Source organism: Escherichia ruysiae (genome assembly GCF_031323975.1).
Classification (GTDB): domain Bacteria; phylum Pseudomonadota; class Gammaproteobacteria; order Enterobacterales; family Enterobacteriaceae; genus Escherichia; species Escherichia ruysiae.
The window spans coordinates 2,119,879-2,133,999 of record NZ_JAVIWS010000001.1; the positions used below are offsets into that span (position 1 = coordinate 2,119,879).

Below are 14,121 nucleotides of genomic sequence, written 5' to 3' on the forward strand. Positions count from 1 at the left end.
ACTTTGTCGCGGGAATGATGACAAATCCCGGGGAAAAAGAAACAATAGCAATATCCCGTATGAATATAATAAAGGCGGGTTTACCACGGACATCATAGCGTTAGCTTATTCATAGGCTATGATTGAGGAACAAGACGCGGAGCAGGAGGAAACCATGCCCGGGCGCTTTGAACTAAAACCAACCCTGGAGAAAGTCTGGCACGCGCCGGATAATTTTCGCTTCATGGACCCGCTGCCGCCGATGCATCGTCGGGGGATCATTATTGCTGCCATTGTATTGGTGGTCGGTTTTCTGCTTCCGTCTGATGATACGCCCAACGCGCCGGTAGTGACGCGTGAAGCGCAGCTGGATATTCAGTCACAATCACAACCGCCAACGGAAGAGCAACTACGGGCGCAATTAGTTACCCCACAAAATGATCCTGATCAGGTAGCTCCAGTCGCCCCTGAACCGATACAGGAAGGCCAACCGGAAGATCAGCCACAAACCTCGCAAACGCAACCATTCCAGCCAGATAGTGGAATAGATAATCAGTGGCGCTCTTATCGTGTCGAACCAGGTAAAACGATGGCGCAGCTATTCCGCGACCACGGACTACCCGCCACCGATGTCTATGCGATGGCGCAGGTAGAAGGCGCGGGTAAGCCACTGAGTAATTTGCAAAACGGGCAGATGGTGAAAATCCGCCAGAACGCCAGCGGCGTAGTGACGGGCTTAACCATTGATACGGGGAATAATCAACAGGTTCTGTTTACCCGCCAGCCGGATGGCAGTTTTATTCGTGCGCGGTAGATGAAGGGTCAACGAGAAGCCAGCTAAGGATCGTCTCTTTGATGACCTTACGTCTGGCTTCCAGCGCCTGCGGTGAAACCATACTGAGGTGATAAACCAGGCCAAGCGTATGCTGGTTGATCAAATAATATCCCCCGAGCGCGGCAATATTAATATTCACCTGCAACGGGTCGATATCTGGATTAAAAATATTACGTTTCTTCCCTTCAGCCAACAAAGATTCCATTAACTGCAAATGCGCGTGGTTAATTTCCTGAAGACGCTGTGATTTTGCATAATGCACACCTTTGCTCTGGTTTTCACTATGCACAATTTTTAAAAACCAGGGGTTAGCAATGTAATAATCCCAGGTAAAATCGATGATTTTTTCAATTGCTTTTTGTGGAGGAAGACCTGAAACATCCAAGGATTTTTCTTTTTGCCGAATATCGTTCCAGGTATATTCCAGCACTTCGATAAATAAATTTTCTTTATTTCCAAAGTGGTGATAAACCGTCTGTTTACTGCACCCTGCGGCCTTCACAATATTATCGACTCTGGCCCCTTCATAACCATATTCGGCAAATTCATTAACCGCACATAATAATAGTTTTTCCTTCAGGCTTTGTACGTTGCTGGTATCAAGATACATAACGCTTCCCCATCTCCTCTTCATGATGTCTATCATAACCTGATTTGATTTCAGCTCCAGAAAAAAGGGCAAAAACTCGTACTTTCATCAGGTTATCAAATGTCCTGTGATCCTTATCGCAAATCAACCAACCAGATGGTTGATCTTTCTTGCCGCACGCCGCAAGCTAATCGTCACTTAGGGAAACAATATTTAAAAAGAGAGCTATTGTATGAAATCCACTCGTCCTGTTGCCGTTATCACTGGAGCCGCACGTGGCATTGGTAAGGGGTGTGCGCTGGAGCTTGCCCGTGGCGGATTTAATCTGTTGATTAACGATCGCCCCGATGCCGACAGCGTAGAAAAATTACATGCCACGCAACAGGAATGTCTGGCAGAAGGCGTGGAAGTGATTTGCTTCCCTGCCGATGTTGGCGATCTCTCCCTGCATGAAGAGATGCTCGACGCGGCGCAAAATCAGTGGGGGCGTCTGGACTGCCTGCTCAATAACGCGGGCATTTCAGTGAAAAAGCGCGGTGACCTTCTCGACCTCGAACCGGACAGCTTCGACCAAAACATTGCCATTAATACCCGCGCGCCGTTCTTCCTCGCACAGGCATTCAGTAAACGTCTGCTCGCACAGCCAAAACCAGAAACAGAATTCCCGCACCGCTCAATTATTTTTGTCAGTTCCATCAACGCCATCATGCTGGCGATGAATCGCGGCGAATACACAATTGCCAAAACCGCCGTTTCTGCCGCTGCTCGTCTGTTTGCTGCTCGCCTTTGCAACGAACAAATTGGCGTCTATGAAGTGCGCCCTGGTCTCATCAAAACCGATATGACTATTCCGGCAACGGCTTATTACGACGAATTGATTGCCAAAGGACTGGTGCCGTGGGGACGTTGGGGTTATCCGGCGGATATCGCCTCCACTGTCCGCGCGATGGCGGAAGGCAAACTGATTTACACCTGTGGTCAGGCAGTCGCCATCGACGGTGGCTTAAGTATGCCGCGCTTCTGAGGCTAAACCATGAGAGATCTGTTACAACGCCCGGATTTATTCAGTATCAATACCGCGACGCTGGGCTATAAAGTGCCGCTGCCCGCCATTATTGATGCCTGTGCCGCACGCGGTATCGGTGCGATCGCCCCCTGGCGCAGAGAGTTGCAGGGTGAAGATCTTCAGCAGATCGCCCGCCAGCTTGCCGTCAATAACATGCGCGTTTCCGGTTTATGCCGTAGCAGCTACTACACCGCGCCGACGCTGGCGGAACGCAAACTGGCAATTGATGATAACCGCCGGGCGCTGGACGACGCAGCGGTGCTGAACGCCGCCTGTTATATGCAGGTGGTTGGCGGTCTGCCAACGGGCACTAAAGATCTATATGAAGCGCGAGAACAAGTGAAACAAGGGATTCGCCAGTTGCTGCCACATTCGAAAGATGTCGGCGTGCCAATTGCGCTGGAGCCGCTGCACCCAATGACCGCCGCCGATCGCTCTTGCCTGTGCACGTTACGCCAGGCGCTGGACTGGTGTGATGAACTCGATCCCGATGGCGAATTTGGCCTCGGCGTGGCTGTGGATGTTTACCATGTCTGGTGGGATCCGGATCTGGCCAGCCAGATCCTGCGCGCCGGAAAACGTATTCTCGCGTTTCATGTTTCCGACTGGTTAGTGCCGACCACCGATCTGGTCAATGACCGGGGAATGCCGGGAGATGGCGTGATAAATATTCCGTCAATTCGTCGACTGGTTGAAAACGCCGGATTTAATGGCGCTATTGAACTGGAAATATTCTCACCGTACTGGTGGCAGAAAGATATTAACAGCACGCTGGATATTAGCGTCGATCGCATCGCGCATTATTGCTAAGGAATAATCATGAGTGACCAACCCGTTCTGTTCAGCAGAGCGGCGGCTTCCTGCCGTCTGACGTTGAACCGTGAAGATAAATGTCATGCTATTAACGAAGAGATGATTGAATCTCTCGACCATTATTTAAATGAAATTGAAAACGACACCACATTACGATTAGTCGAATTAACGGCAACCGGCGATAAATTCTTTTGTGCGGGCGGTGATATTAAATCGTGGTCGGCCTATTCGCCATTAGATATGGGCAGAAAATGGATTAAACGCGGTAATGACGTTTTTAATCGCCTGCGCAATCTACCGCAATTAACGGTTGCGAATCTCAACGGTCATACCATCGGCGGCGGTATTGAACTTGCCTTGTGCTGCGATATTCGAATCGCTCGCCCCTGCGCGAAATTTTCTAACCCGGAAGTCATGCTCGGCATGGTGCCTGGCTGGATGGGCATTGAACGCGTGCTTAATCAGGTCGGCCCGGTGGTCGGTCGCCAGATGCTGATGCTAGGTAAACGTCTGACGGCGCATGAAGCCCAGGCGGCGAATTTAATTGATGAAGTAGTAGAAAAAGAACAGGTGGAAAGCTGGATGGCGAACCAGTTAGCGCAGCTGGAAAAATGTGGTCCGGTGGCACTGGCGCATATTAAGCAGCTGATTCTGGCACTGGAAAATAAACACGCTGAATACCCACACCAGTTACTGGCTGGATTAATGTCCGCCACTCAGGATTGCCAGCAGGCGACGCAGGCATTTGCCGAAAAAAGTAGCGTGAGCTTCCATAATCAATAAGGAAATTGTATGCGTAAGATAACAACCGCCGAGGCACTGGCGGCGCAAATTCAGGATGGCGCAACCATTGCCATTAGCGGTAACGGCGGCGGCATGGTGGAAGCCGACCATATTCTGGCAGCCATTGAAGCGCGTTTCCTGCAAACCGGACACCCGCGCGATCTGACATTAATCCACTCGCTGGGCATTGGCGATCGCGACTGCAAAGGCACGAACCGCTTCGCTCATGCTGAAATGCTCAAACGCATTATTGCCGGACACTTTACCTGGTCGCCCAAAATGCAGGCGCTGGTAAAAAATAACGCGATTGAAGCCTATTGTTTTCCTGGTGGCGTTATTCAGGCGTTGCTACGGGAGATCGGTGCTGGACGTCCGGGGCTTTTTACCCACGTTGGGCTGGGATCGTTTGTTGATCCACGCAATGGCGGCGGAAAGTCGAACGCTTGCACCACCGAGGATCTGGTAGAACTGATTGAAATCGATGGTGAAACCAAACTCCGCTATCGCCCTTTCAAAGTGGACTATGCCATTTTGCGTGGCACTTATGCCGACCCACGTGGCAACGTCAGCCTCGAAGAAGAAGCGATTGATATGGATAGCTATTCGATGGCACTGGCAGCACACAACAGCGGTGGCAAAGTGTTCGTACAGGTGCGCGATGTACTGGAAGCCGGTGCCATTGAACCACGCCGGGTCAAATTACCGGGGATTCTGGTTGATGGCATCGTTGAATACCGCGAACAACCGCAAACCTATCTTGGCGGTTACGACCTGACGATCAGCGGTCAACATCGCCGTCTGAGTTCTAACGACGCTATTGAACTGGTTAGTCATCCGGTACGTCGCTTAATTGCCCGTCGGGCAGCGCGCGAGCTGGTGGCAGGCGCTTCAACCAACTTTGGCTTTGGTATCCCCGGCGGTATTCCTGGGGTTGCGCTGCGTGAAGGCGTTCCTTACCAAAGTTTATGGCTAAGCGTCGAGCAAGGCGTGCATAACGGTATGATGCTGGATGACGCGTTTTTCGGCTGCGCCCGTAACGCCGACGCCATTATCCCTTCGCTGGATCAATTCGAGTTCTACAGCGGCGGCGGCATCGACATTACTTTCCTCGGCATGGGCGAGATGGATCAACATGGTAACGTCAACGTCTCACACCTGAACGGCAATTTAATCGGCCCCGGCGGATTTCTCGAAATTGCGCAAAACGCCCGTAAGGTGGTGTTCTGCGGCACGTTCGACGCCAAAGGCAGCAAGATTGATGTAACGCCAGATGGCTTGCATATCGCTCAGTCAGGTCAAATCCCTAAACTGGTTACTCAGGTGGAAAAAATCACTTTTAGCGCCGCCTACGCACAGCACAGCGGTCAGGAAGTGTTGTATATCACTGAACGCGCGGTGTTTCAGTTAACGGCAGAAGGCGTTGAATTAATTGAAATCGCGCCGGGCGTGGAGATTGACCGCGACATTCTGCCGTTCATGGCTTTCCGTCCAATTATCAACCAGCCGCGCCTGATGGAAAGTAGCCTGTTTACGCCAATGGAGGACGCATGAGCCAGACTGATGACGCCATCCTCGATGCGCTGACGCACGTCACTTTCCCGAAGGGTTTTGTGTCAGCAGAGCCAACGTCAATTGTCACGGTGGACGGTGTTGATTACCCACTCTGGCAAGTTGATGCTCTGGTCGTTGGTAGCGGCGCGGCAGGATTACGTGCGGCGGTTGAACTGAAACGTCGCCAGCAAAATGTGCTAATCGCCACCGCCGGGTTATACATGGGAACATCGGCCTGCTCCGGTTCCGATAAACAGACGCTGTTTACCGCCGCAACGGCGGGCAACGGCGATAACTTCGCAAAACTTGCTGAAGCACTGGCGAGCGGCGGTGCGATGGATCACGACACGGCGTATGTCGAAGCGGTCGGTTCCCTACATACCCTTGGCGGGCTGCAATATCTCGGTCTGGAATTACCGGAAGATCGCTATGGTGCAATTCTCCGTTATCAGACCGACCATGACGAAGCCGGACGCGCAACCTCCTGTGGACCGCGCACTTCTCGTCTGATGGTGAAAGTATTGCTCGAAGAAGTGCAGCGCCTCGCCATCCCACTGTTGACCAGTGCAACGGTGATTAAACTGCTGCATCAACGCGGTGAAAACGGCGAAGATCGTGTGGCCGGGGCTATCCTCGCAACCGGTTCCCGCGCCCATAACCCGTGGGGGCTGGCAATTGTCACTGCGCCCAATGTGGTACTGGCAACAGGCGGGCCGGGCGAGCTTTATCGCGACAGTGTTTATCCGCATAAATGCTTTGGCTCGCTGGGGCTGGCGCTGGAAGAAGGTCTGACGCTAACCAATCTGACCGAAAGCCAGTTTGGTATAGGCACGCCGCGCAGCACGTTTCCGTGGAATTTGTCTGGCACCTATGTGCAGGTGATCCCGTATATCTATTCCGTGGATGCCGAGGGTAACGAGTATAACTTCCTCGCGGATTACTATCGCACCACCCAGGAACTGGCTTCAAACATCTTCCGTAAAGGCTATCAGTGGCCGTTCCACGCTACGCGAGTGATGGATTTCGGCTCAAGCCTGTTAGATATGGCGGTGGCACAAGAGCAGCAATCAGGCCGCCTGGTTTTTATGGATTTCAAGCGAAATCCTGAAGCGGTGCCTGGTGATTTGCCCTTCTCATTAGATCGACTGGACGACGACGTTCGCGCATATCTGGAAAATAACGACGCTCTGGCGCCATCGCCTATCGAACGTCTGCAACGGATGAATCCATTGTCCATCTCACTGTATAAGATGCACGGTTACGATCTCACCACGCAGCCGTTGCAGTTTGCCATGAACAATCAGCATATGAATGGCGGCATTGAGGTTGATATCTGGGGGCAAACTTCTCTGCCCGGTTGTTTTGCGGTGGGAGAAGTCGCCGGAACTCACGGTGTTACCCGACCTGGCGGCGCGGCGCTGAATGCCGGACAAGTTTTTGCCGTGCGTCTGGCGCGTTTTATTGGCTGCACACAAAAGCGATCTGTTGAAGATGATGTCGCACAACTGGCATCTCCGGCACTAAATTCAATCAGAGAGATCATCACTCAGGCGCACGATAATGGAAACGGGATGCCGTTGTCTGCGGTGAGGGAAAAAATCCAGGCACGAATGTCTGACTACGCTGGGTTTATTTGCCATGGCGATAAAGTCCGGCGCGCCACTCGCGATGCCCTGCTATTGAATGAATTTGTACAACGGCATGGTTTGGCTATCAAACACGTGGGCGAAGTTGCCGAATTGTTTATGTGGCGGCATATGGCGCTGACGTCTGCCGCCGTATTGACACAGTTGACGCATTATATTGATGCAGGCGGCGGCAGTCGTGGGGCGAGGATGATTATTGATCCACAAGGCGAATGTCTACCACAAACTCGTTGCGGCGCAAAAGAAGAATGGCGCTTTCGCTCTGAACTCGCTGAAGACAAAAATCACAAATTAACGATTCAATATTCGCAAGGTTCTTTTATTACCGAAGTGAAGTCGTTACGTGTGCTACCGCGTATTAATGGTATTTACTTTGAAAAAAACTGGCCAGATTTCCTAAAGGGAGAGATTTACACATAATAATTTTTAATATGTTCTCTGTACCTGATTTTTATTAACTATTACACGGAATTACCAACAACCAGGGTTTATTAATATAATTAAAAGGTTTAAACATGAATAAAATAAAGAATTATCGGTGGCATATGATTGCCCTCGTATGCTTTATCACTGTAATCAATTATCTGGACAGAACGGCGTTAGGTATTGCAGCTCCAACTATTATGGAGACAACTGGAATAACCAAAGAGCAATATTCATGGATTGTCAGTGCATTCCAGTTGGCCTATACATTAGGGCAACCGGTAATGGGCTTCTTTATTGATACCGTGGGTTTGAAGTTAAGTTTTGCGATATGTGCCGCAGTCTGGGGGCTGGCAACAATGGGCCATGCGCTGACCGGAACATGGTCAGGTCTGGCATTTATGCGCGCCCTGATGGGTTTCAGCGAAGCGTCAGCCATTCCGGCGGGTGTAAAAACCGCATCAACATGGTTCCCGGCAAAAGAGCGTGGCGTGGCGACAGGTGTTTTCAATATGGGCACCTCACTCGGCGCGATGCTTGCACCACCGTTGATTGCCTGGTGCATTATGTTTCATAGCTGGCAATTTGCGTTTATTGTCTCAGGTAGCCTTGCTTTGCTCGCGGCTTTATTTTGGTTCTTTTGTTATAAAGATCCGAAAGATGCCAAACGCCTTTCTGATGAAGAGCGCCACTATATTGAATCAGGGCAAGAACAGCATCTTAAAACAGATAAGAAAGAAAAAACGTCAATCAAGCATATCCTCAGCCAACGTAATTTCTGGGGGATTGGCATCGCGCGGTTTCTCGCAGACCCGGCATGGGGAACCATTAACTTCTGGGTGCCGATTTTCTTCGTCGAAACGCTGCATTTTAGCCTGAAAGAAATTGCCATGTTCGTCTGGCTGCCTTTCCTGCTGGGCGACCTCGGCTGTTTAGCCAGTGGTTTTGTCGCGAAGTTCTTCCACGATCGCGGCGTGAGTTTAATTAACTCACGAAGAATTACCTTCACTATTGCAGCCGTCATTATGATGACGATTGGTCTGGTGAGTATTGTCGAAAATCCCTACATTGCCGTATTACTGATTAGTATTGGCGCGTTCTCGCATCAATGTCTTTCTACTGTGGCAGCAACTCTGGGTGGCGATCTGTTCAAAAAAGACGAAGTCGCTACCGCAGTGGGTATGGCAGGAGCCTGTGCGTGGAGCGGTCAGTTGATTTTCAACCTGTTCATCGGGGCATTCGTTCACATTATCGGCTTCGCGCCGTTCTTTATTGCCCTGGCTTTCTTTGACATTATTGGCGCTATTGCGTTATGGACGCTTATCAAAGTTAAAGATGAAGAACCGCAAGTACAGTTAGCGACAAGCTAATTAATAGATATCAGAGCGTTATATTGTCAGTTGTGACGCTTTCGCTATAAAGCAAAACGCCGACCAATGGTCGGCGTTTTTACGTCTCGTTGAATAACGAATTATTCAGCTACTACGTTTACGATCACTTTCGCGAATACTTCGCTGTGAACCTGGAAGCTCACTTCGTGTTCGCCAGTGGTACGCAGAACGCCGTTCGGCAGACGAACTTCGCTCTTAGCCACTTCAACGCCAGCTGCAGTTACAGCGTCAGCGATGTCGCGAGTACCGATGGAACCGAACAGCTTACCTTCGTCGCCAGCTTTAGACGCGATGGTAACAGTTTCCAGTGCATTGATTTTCTCAGCGCGAGCATTAGCAGCTGCCAGAACTTCAGCCAGTTTAGCTTCCAGTTCAGCGCGACGTGCTTCGAAGAATTCAATGTTTTTCTTGGTAGCTGGAACAGCTTTACCCTGCGGTACCAGGAAGTTACGAGCATAGCCCGCTTTAACGTTTACCTGATCACCCAGGCTACCCAGGTTTGCTACTTTATCAAGCAGAATAACTTGCATTACCTTATCCTCTCAAAGTCGTATTAATGGACCGTGACCGATTACTGATGGCGATCAGTGTACGGCAGCAGGGACAGGTAGCGAGCGCGTTTGATAGCGCGAGCCAGCTGACGCTGGTATTTTGCACGGGTACCGGTGATACGGCTTGGGACAATCTTACCGCTTTCGGTGATGTAGTTTTTCAGCGTAGCGATATCTTTATAGTCGATCTCTTGAACGCCTTCCGCGGTGAAACGGCAGAACTTGCGACGACGGAAATAACGTGCCATATGGCTAGTCTCCAGAATCTATCAATTCAATCTGCTCGGCATGCAAAACCATTTTGCTCAGTCCGTTCTTTGCCTTGTGGCATGAAATGAACCCCTGAACGGTTATGCGACTGCCGACCGTTATACTGTGAGTAATGGCCTGGTTTTCGTGTCCGCTAACAATAACGGGCATTTGGCACCACGCCTGCCGGTGAAAACCGGCTTCCTCCTGCACAGAACGATGCTCAAGCACGAACTGGCAGTGAGGAATTCCTGATGGACTGACCTTTCGAAGGGGAGTCCTGCACACGGTGCCGGACAACACCAGACGGTTGGTCATCAGAAATTACTCTTCAGAATCCCCAGCTTCAGCATCATCAGCGGTTTCGTTTGCGAAATCATCGCGACGCTCACGGCGCTCGTCTTTCGCTTTAACCATCGGAGATGCTTCGGTAACAGCGTGCTTGGTACGCATAACCATGCTGCGGATAACGGCATCGTTGAAGCGGAAGGTAGTTTCCAGCTCATCGATCACTTCCTGCGGAGCTTCAACGTTCATCAGAACGTAGTGTGCTTTGTGCAGTTTGTTGATCGGGTAAGCCAGCTGACGGCGACCCCAGTCTTCCAGACGGTGGATCTTGCCTTCTGCACCAGTGATGGCAGCAGTGTAGCGCTCGATCATGCCCGGAACCTGTTCGCTCTGGTCAGGATGGACCATAAAAACGATTTCGTAATGACGCATCGAATTGCTCCTTACGGATTATTCAGCCTCCTGTCTGGGTCAGCCGAATCCCGGGGAGGCAAGGAACGTGTTAAAGGTCGGCTGAAAAATGACGCGTTATAGTACTGGTATGCTCCGTTAAACTCAAGGCCAGCCGACAAATAAATCTCATCTTTCACCAAATCGTACTAACCCGCTGATTTGAAGTTCATCACATTCCATTACGGTATTTTTTTGAACAACTGCATCAGAAATGGTCACCATCAACTTCTTTATCATTGATTAAAATTAAATCAGAAGATCATCACAGAGGAGCGCGTACAAAGACAGCCGTCGAGGAGGTATCTATGTTCAGTCGTGTTTTAGCCCTTCTGGCTGTGCTTTTGCTAAGTGCAAATACATGGGCAGCTATTGAAATTAATAACCACCAGGCCAGAAATATGGACGATGTGCAAAGCTTAGGCGTGATTTATATCAATCATAATTTCGCCACTGAGAGTGAAGCACGTCAGGCATTAAATGAAGAGACCGATGCGCAGGGCGCAACGTACTACCACGTGATTCTGATGCGGGAACCGGGGAGTAACGGCAACATGCACGCCAGCGCGGATATTTATCGCTAGCACCAGGTATAACCAACGAAACATTGCCATAGTTTGCTTTGCCCCCTTCGCAGGGGGCTTTTTTACGCGGACATTCAACGAATAACGACTTCCGGGTCCGGCTCATGGGTAATGCGATTACGTAAGTCGCGGCGCATTATTTCTATTACCCAGAACCAGAAAATATGCCCAAGAATTTCAGAGGCATATTCGTCAAAAGGCAGTTGACTGAGCGGCGGCGTTAAATTCAGCGCCGGGCAAAAAATACCGTGAACTGCTACTGTCACAATAAGCCCTGCTAATACCCCCTGCCATAATTTCACTTTCGGGAAAATTTCCGCGACAACACAATAGCCTATCGCAAAAACCAGTGAGAAGATGATATGCGTTACCATTACCGGGTTAATGATATGTTCCGAGAATGTATACACCGTTTGTGTTGGATCGATGCCTAAATAATCCCGTAAAAAGATATACGGCGGATTAAATTCATCACGACCACCGGAAAATGTGCGTGGCGGCAACGGAACTTCTGCTCCCCATTTAACAAATGCCGAAATAATTCCTGAAAGAACCCCCACCAGTAACGCCACGCCATACCGGCGACGTTGCGGATCAGTTCTGACAAACAATCCACTGATAGTCATAAAAACACCTGTTGTTTATACGATTTTTTAACTGAAGAGGCCCCGGAATCAGACCAATTACATCCCTCAGGAGGTAATAATTCCGGGGCGCACTGATTACTTCTGCCCGTAATAGGCGTTGGGCCCGTGCTTACGCATGAAGTGTTTGTTCATGAGATAACTGTCGATGTGATTCAGTTGTGGGTTAATGCCGCGCGCAATCCACGCCATTTTTGCCACTTCTTCCATCACCACCGCGTTATGCACCGCATCGTGAGCATCTTTCCCCCAGGCAAATGGCCCGTGCTGATACACCACAATTCCCGGCGTATGCAGCGGCTCGGCATCGCCCAGCGTTTCGATAATCACTTTGCCGGTGTTCAGTTCATACTCGCCCTGCACTTCTTCTTCGCTTAATCCACGCGTACACGGGATGTCGCCAAAGAAGTAATCGGCGTGCGTGGTGCCTAACGCAGGGATAGCCAGCCCCGCCTGCGCCCATGCGGTGGCATGAGTGGAGTGGGTATGCACGATGCCGCCAAGCAACGGGTAACGGCGGTAGAGTTCGAGATGCGTCGCGGTGTCTGAAGAGGGACGATACCGCCCGTCTACCACTTCACCGCTCATATCAACCACCACCATATCGTCTGCTTTCATGGTTTCGTAGGCGACGCCGCTGGGCTTGATCACCACCAGCCCGCGTTCGCGGTCAATGGCGCTGACGTTGCCCCAGGTAAAGGTCACCAGCCCGTAACGCGGCAGATCCATGTTGGCTTCAAACACCTGCTGTTTCAGCTTTTGCATTATGCCGCCTCCACCATGCCTGCTTTGGCCATGCGCGCTTTCACCCAATCACGCGCTTTTGCCACTTCCGCCGCCGGGTCCTCCGCCGTTTCGCTCCACATCTCAATCAGGTACGGCCCGCAATAGCCACTCTGTTTGAGCGTTTCGAAGCAACGTTCGAAATCCACAACGCCTTCGCCAAACGGTACGTTTTTGAAGACGCCCGGTTTGGTGTCTTTCACATGCACCGCGACGATATGCCCGATTCCAGCCTGCAATTCCATCTGCACGTCGTTGTCCCACGCCGACAGGTTGCCGATATCCGGGTAGAGCTGGAACCACGGGTTGTTGAGATAGTGCGCGTAGCCCAGCGCCTTGCTGATGGAGTTCATCAGTGGGTAATCCATGATCTCCATCGCCAGCGTCACCTGCGCGCGACTCGCCATCTCAACGCTCTCTTTCAGGCCGTCACGGAAACGACGACGCGTTTCGTTATTGGCTTCCTGGTAGTAAACGTCATAGCCCGCCAGTTGGATCACGCGAATGCCGACGTCCTGCGCGAACTGGATAGCTTTGCGCATAATTTCCAGCCCCTGCGCCCGCACCGCGTCATCTTCACTGCCCAACGGGAAACGACGGTGGGCAGAAAGGCACATAGACGGCACGCGCACGCCGGTTTCAACAATCGCATTCACCAGCGCCAGACGCTGCTCGCGGCTCCAGTCGAGGCGCGACAGGCGATCGTCCGTTTCATCCACCGACATCTCGACAAAATCGAAGCCTAACGTTTTTGCCAGTTGCAGCCGTTCCAGCCAGCACTCCCCGGCGGGGAGTGCTTTTTCATAGATGCCAAGCGGGATTTGTTTGGACAACATATCCGCTCCTTAGCCCCACAGTTCGGCGATGGAACGTTTGAACTGACGCGCGGCTTCAACCGGAGACGCAGCGTCACGGATGCTGCGACCTGCGATAAACACATGAATCGGAATACCTTTGAACAGCGGCAGATCTTCCAGCGCCAGGCCACCGGTGACGGTCACTTTGAAGCCCATATCGGAAAGACGTTTGATCGCGGTAATGTCCGCTTCGCCCCACGCCACGCCTGCGGCCTGCGCGTCACGGCTGCGGTGATATACTACTTGCTGAATGCCTGCATCGCGCCACTGCTGCGCCTGTTCCCAGGTCCAGTAACCGGTCAGTTCGATCTGTACGTCACCGTTAAACTCTTTTGCCACGTCCAGCGCGCCTTTGGCGGTATTGATATCCGCACAGCAAATCACGGTCACCCAGTCAGCGGTGGCTTCAAAACACATACGAGAAAGAATTTTGCCCGCATCGGCAATTTTGGCGTCTGCCAGCACAATTTTATGCGGGTAGAGTGCTTTCAGATCGCGAACCGCACGCACGCCTTCGCCTACGCAAAGAATGGTGCCCACTTCGATAATGTCGACTTCTTCAGCAATCAGGCGAGTGGTTTCGTAGGCGCTATCCATAGTCTGGTTGTCCAGCGCGACTTGCAACATGGGTAATGACAT

General features: G+C 51.3%; 17 protein-coding genes. 8 read left to right on the forward strand and 9 right to left on the reverse strand.

Annotation, left to right across the window (positions count from 1 at the left end; genetic code table 11):
- Window positions 1-154: 154 nt before the first annotated feature.
- Window positions 155-793: a cell division protein YtfB gene (gene ytfB / locus RGV86_RS10420; RefSeq protein WP_085461241.1), complete on the forward strand. Its 639-nt coding sequence runs from the start codon at window positions 155-157 to the stop codon at window positions 791-793.
- Here ytfB and RGV86_RS10425 read toward each other — a convergent pair.
- Window positions 777-1,424 carry a TetR/AcrR family transcriptional regulator gene (locus tag RGV86_RS10425; RefSeq protein WP_085461242.1) on the reverse strand — a complete coding sequence of 216 codons (648 nt, stop codon included), beginning with the start codon at window positions 1,422-1,424 and terminating at the stop codon, window positions 777-779. The two genes, ytfB and RGV86_RS10425, sit on opposite strands and share 17 nt — an antisense overlap.
- 211 nt (window positions 1,425-1,635) lie before the next feature.
- On the opposite strand from RGV86_RS10425, the gene RGV86_RS10430 reads away from it, so the two are divergent.
- From RGV86_RS10430 to RGV86_RS10455, 6 genes are all read left to right on the forward strand, one after another.
- Complete coding sequence (locus tag RGV86_RS10430; RefSeq protein WP_032226415.1) at window positions 1,636-2,427, forward strand: 3-ketoacyl-ACP reductase; 792 nt, start codon at window positions 1,636-1,638, stop codon at window positions 2,425-2,427.
- Window positions 2,428-2,436: 9 nt separating this feature from the next.
- A complete protein-coding gene (locus tag RGV86_RS10435) occupies window positions 2,437-3,279 on the forward strand; it encodes a sugar phosphate isomerase/epimerase family protein (RefSeq protein WP_085461243.1) in 843 nt (280 codons plus the stop codon).
- 9 nt (window positions 3,280-3,288) lie between these two features.
- Window positions 3,289-4,065: an enoyl-CoA hydratase/isomerase family protein gene (locus RGV86_RS10440; protein ID WP_085461244.1), complete on the forward strand. Its 777-nt coding sequence runs from the start codon at window positions 3,289-3,291 to the stop codon at window positions 4,063-4,065.
- A 9-nt stretch (window positions 4,066-4,074) separates the two neighbouring features.
- Window positions 4,075-5,616, forward strand: coding sequence for an acyl CoA:acetate/3-ketoacid CoA transferase (locus RGV86_RS10445; RefSeq protein WP_105280869.1), 1,542 nt, complete (start codon window positions 4,075-4,077; stop codon window positions 5,614-5,616).
- Window positions 5,613-7,682 (forward strand): FAD-dependent oxidoreductase, encoded by a 2,070-nt coding sequence (locus RGV86_RS10450; protein ID WP_085461246.1) that lies wholly within the window; start codon window positions 5,613-5,615, stop codon window positions 7,680-7,682. The genes RGV86_RS10445 and RGV86_RS10450 overlap by 4 nt, the downstream gene beginning before the upstream one ends.
- Before the next feature lie 95 nt (window positions 7,683-7,777).
- A complete protein-coding gene (locus RGV86_RS10455) occupies window positions 7,778-9,055 on the forward strand; it encodes an MFS transporter (RefSeq protein ID WP_001033619.1) in 1,278 nt (425 codons plus the stop codon).
- Between the two features lie 101 nt (window positions 9,056-9,156).
- Here RGV86_RS10455 and rplI read toward each other — a convergent pair whose 3' ends face one another.
- Genes rplI through rpsF form a run of 4 tightly spaced genes read right to left on the reverse strand, consistent with a single transcriptional unit; the run spans window position 9,157 to window position 10,596 of the window.
- Window positions 9,157-9,606 (reverse strand): 50S ribosomal protein L9, encoded by a 450-nt coding sequence (gene rplI / locus RGV86_RS10460; protein WP_001196062.1) that lies wholly within the window; start codon window positions 9,604-9,606, stop codon window positions 9,157-9,159.
- Between the two features lie 41 nt (window positions 9,607-9,647).
- The gene (rpsR, locus tag RGV86_RS10465) at window positions 9,648-9,875 is read right to left on the reverse strand and encodes a 30S ribosomal protein S18 (RefSeq protein WP_000135199.1); all 228 of its coding nucleotides are present in this window, start codon (window positions 9,873-9,875) and stop codon (window positions 9,648-9,650) included.
- Between the two features lie 4 nt (window positions 9,876-9,879).
- Window positions 9,880-10,194, reverse strand: coding sequence for a primosomal replication protein N (priB, locus tag RGV86_RS10470; protein ID WP_001296681.1), 315 nt, complete (start codon window positions 10,192-10,194; stop codon window positions 9,880-9,882).
- 6 nt (window positions 10,195-10,200) lie between these two features.
- Window positions 10,201-10,596 (reverse strand): 30S ribosomal protein S6, encoded by a 396-nt coding sequence (gene rpsF / locus RGV86_RS10475; RefSeq protein WP_001216676.1) that lies wholly within the window; start codon window positions 10,594-10,596, stop codon window positions 10,201-10,203.
- A gap of 326 nt (window positions 10,597-10,922) precedes the next feature.
- Between rpsF and yjfY the strand changes: the two genes are divergently transcribed.
- The gene (gene yjfY / locus RGV86_RS10480) at window positions 10,923-11,198 is read left to right on the forward strand and encodes a DUF1471 family protein YjfY (RefSeq protein ID WP_000492914.1); all 276 of its coding nucleotides are present in this window, start codon (window positions 10,923-10,925) and stop codon (window positions 11,196-11,198) included.
- Between the two features lie 74 nt (window positions 11,199-11,272).
- On the opposite strand, the gene RGV86_RS10485 is transcribed toward yjfY, so the two are convergent.
- From RGV86_RS10485 to ulaD, 4 genes are all read right to left on the reverse strand, one after another.
- Complete coding sequence (locus RGV86_RS10485; protein ID WP_000155760.1) at window positions 11,273-11,824, reverse strand: YagU family protein; 552 nt, start codon at window positions 11,822-11,824, stop codon at window positions 11,273-11,275.
- 96 nt (window positions 11,825-11,920) lie between these two features.
- Window positions 11,921-12,607 carry an L-ribulose-5-phosphate 4-epimerase UlaF gene (gene ulaF / locus RGV86_RS10490; protein ID WP_085461247.1) on the reverse strand — a complete coding sequence of 229 codons (687 nt, stop codon included), beginning with the start codon at window positions 12,605-12,607 and terminating at the stop codon, window positions 11,921-11,923.
- Entirely contained in the window at window positions 12,607-13,461 is an 855-nt protein-coding gene (gene ulaE, locus RGV86_RS10495; protein WP_000949498.1) for an L-ribulose-5-phosphate 3-epimerase UlaE, read from the reverse strand. The genes ulaF and ulaE overlap by 1 nt, the downstream gene beginning before the upstream one ends.
- A 9-nt stretch (window positions 13,462-13,470) precedes the next feature.
- Window positions 13,471-14,121, reverse strand: a complete 651-nt coding sequence (gene ulaD, locus RGV86_RS10500; protein WP_085461248.1) for a 3-keto-L-gulonate-6-phosphate decarboxylase UlaD — start codon at window positions 14,119-14,121, stop codon at window positions 13,471-13,473.

Coding starts and splice junctions, on each gene's coding strand:
- ytfB (WP_085461241.1), top strand. CDS start 155: ATGCCCGGGCGCTTTGAACTAAAACCAACCCTGGAGAAAGTCTGGCAC.
- RGV86_RS10425 (WP_085461242.1), bottom strand. CDS start 1,424: ATGTATCTTGATACCAGCAACGTACAAAGCCTGAAGGAAAAACTATTA.
- RGV86_RS10430 (WP_032226415.1), top strand. CDS start 1,636: ATGAAATCCACTCGTCCTGTTGCCGTTATCACTGGAGCCGCACGTGGC.
- RGV86_RS10435 (WP_085461243.1), top strand. CDS start 2,437: ATGAGAGATCTGTTACAACGCCCGGATTTATTCAGTATCAATACCGCG.
- RGV86_RS10440 (WP_085461244.1), top strand. CDS start 3,289: ATGAGTGACCAACCCGTTCTGTTCAGCAGAGCGGCGGCTTCCTGCCGT.
- RGV86_RS10445 (WP_105280869.1), top strand. CDS start 4,075: ATGCGTAAGATAACAACCGCCGAGGCACTGGCGGCGCAAATTCAGGAT.
- RGV86_RS10450 (WP_085461246.1), top strand. CDS start 5,613: ATGAGCCAGACTGATGACGCCATCCTCGATGCGCTGACGCACGTCACT.
- RGV86_RS10455 (WP_001033619.1), top strand. CDS start 7,778: ATGAATAAAATAAAGAATTATCGGTGGCATATGATTGCCCTCGTATGC.
- rplI (WP_001196062.1), bottom strand. CDS start 9,606: ATGCAAGTTATTCTGCTTGATAAAGTAGCAAACCTGGGTAGCCTGGGT.
- rpsR (WP_000135199.1), bottom strand. CDS start 9,875: ATGGCACGTTATTTCCGTCGTCGCAAGTTCTGCCGTTTCACCGCGGAA.
- priB (WP_001296681.1), bottom strand. CDS start 10,194: ATGACCAACCGTCTGGTGTTGTCCGGCACCGTGTGCAGGACTCCCCTT.
- rpsF (WP_001216676.1), bottom strand. CDS start 10,596: ATGCGTCATTACGAAATCGTTTTTATGGTCCATCCTGACCAGAGCGAA.
- yjfY (WP_000492914.1), top strand. CDS start 10,923: ATGTTCAGTCGTGTTTTAGCCCTTCTGGCTGTGCTTTTGCTAAGTGCA.
- RGV86_RS10485 (WP_000155760.1), bottom strand. CDS start 11,824: ATGACTATCAGTGGATTGTTTGTCAGAACTGATCCGCAACGTCGCCGG.
- ulaF (WP_085461247.1), bottom strand. CDS start 12,607: ATGCAAAAGCTGAAACAGCAGGTGTTTGAAGCCAACATGGATCTGCCG.
- ulaE (WP_000949498.1), bottom strand. CDS start 13,461: ATGTTGTCCAAACAAATCCCGCTTGGCATCTATGAAAAAGCACTCCCC.
- ulaD (WP_085461248.1), bottom strand. CDS start 14,121: ATGTCATTACCCATGTTGCAAGTCGCGCTGGACAACCAGACTATGGAT.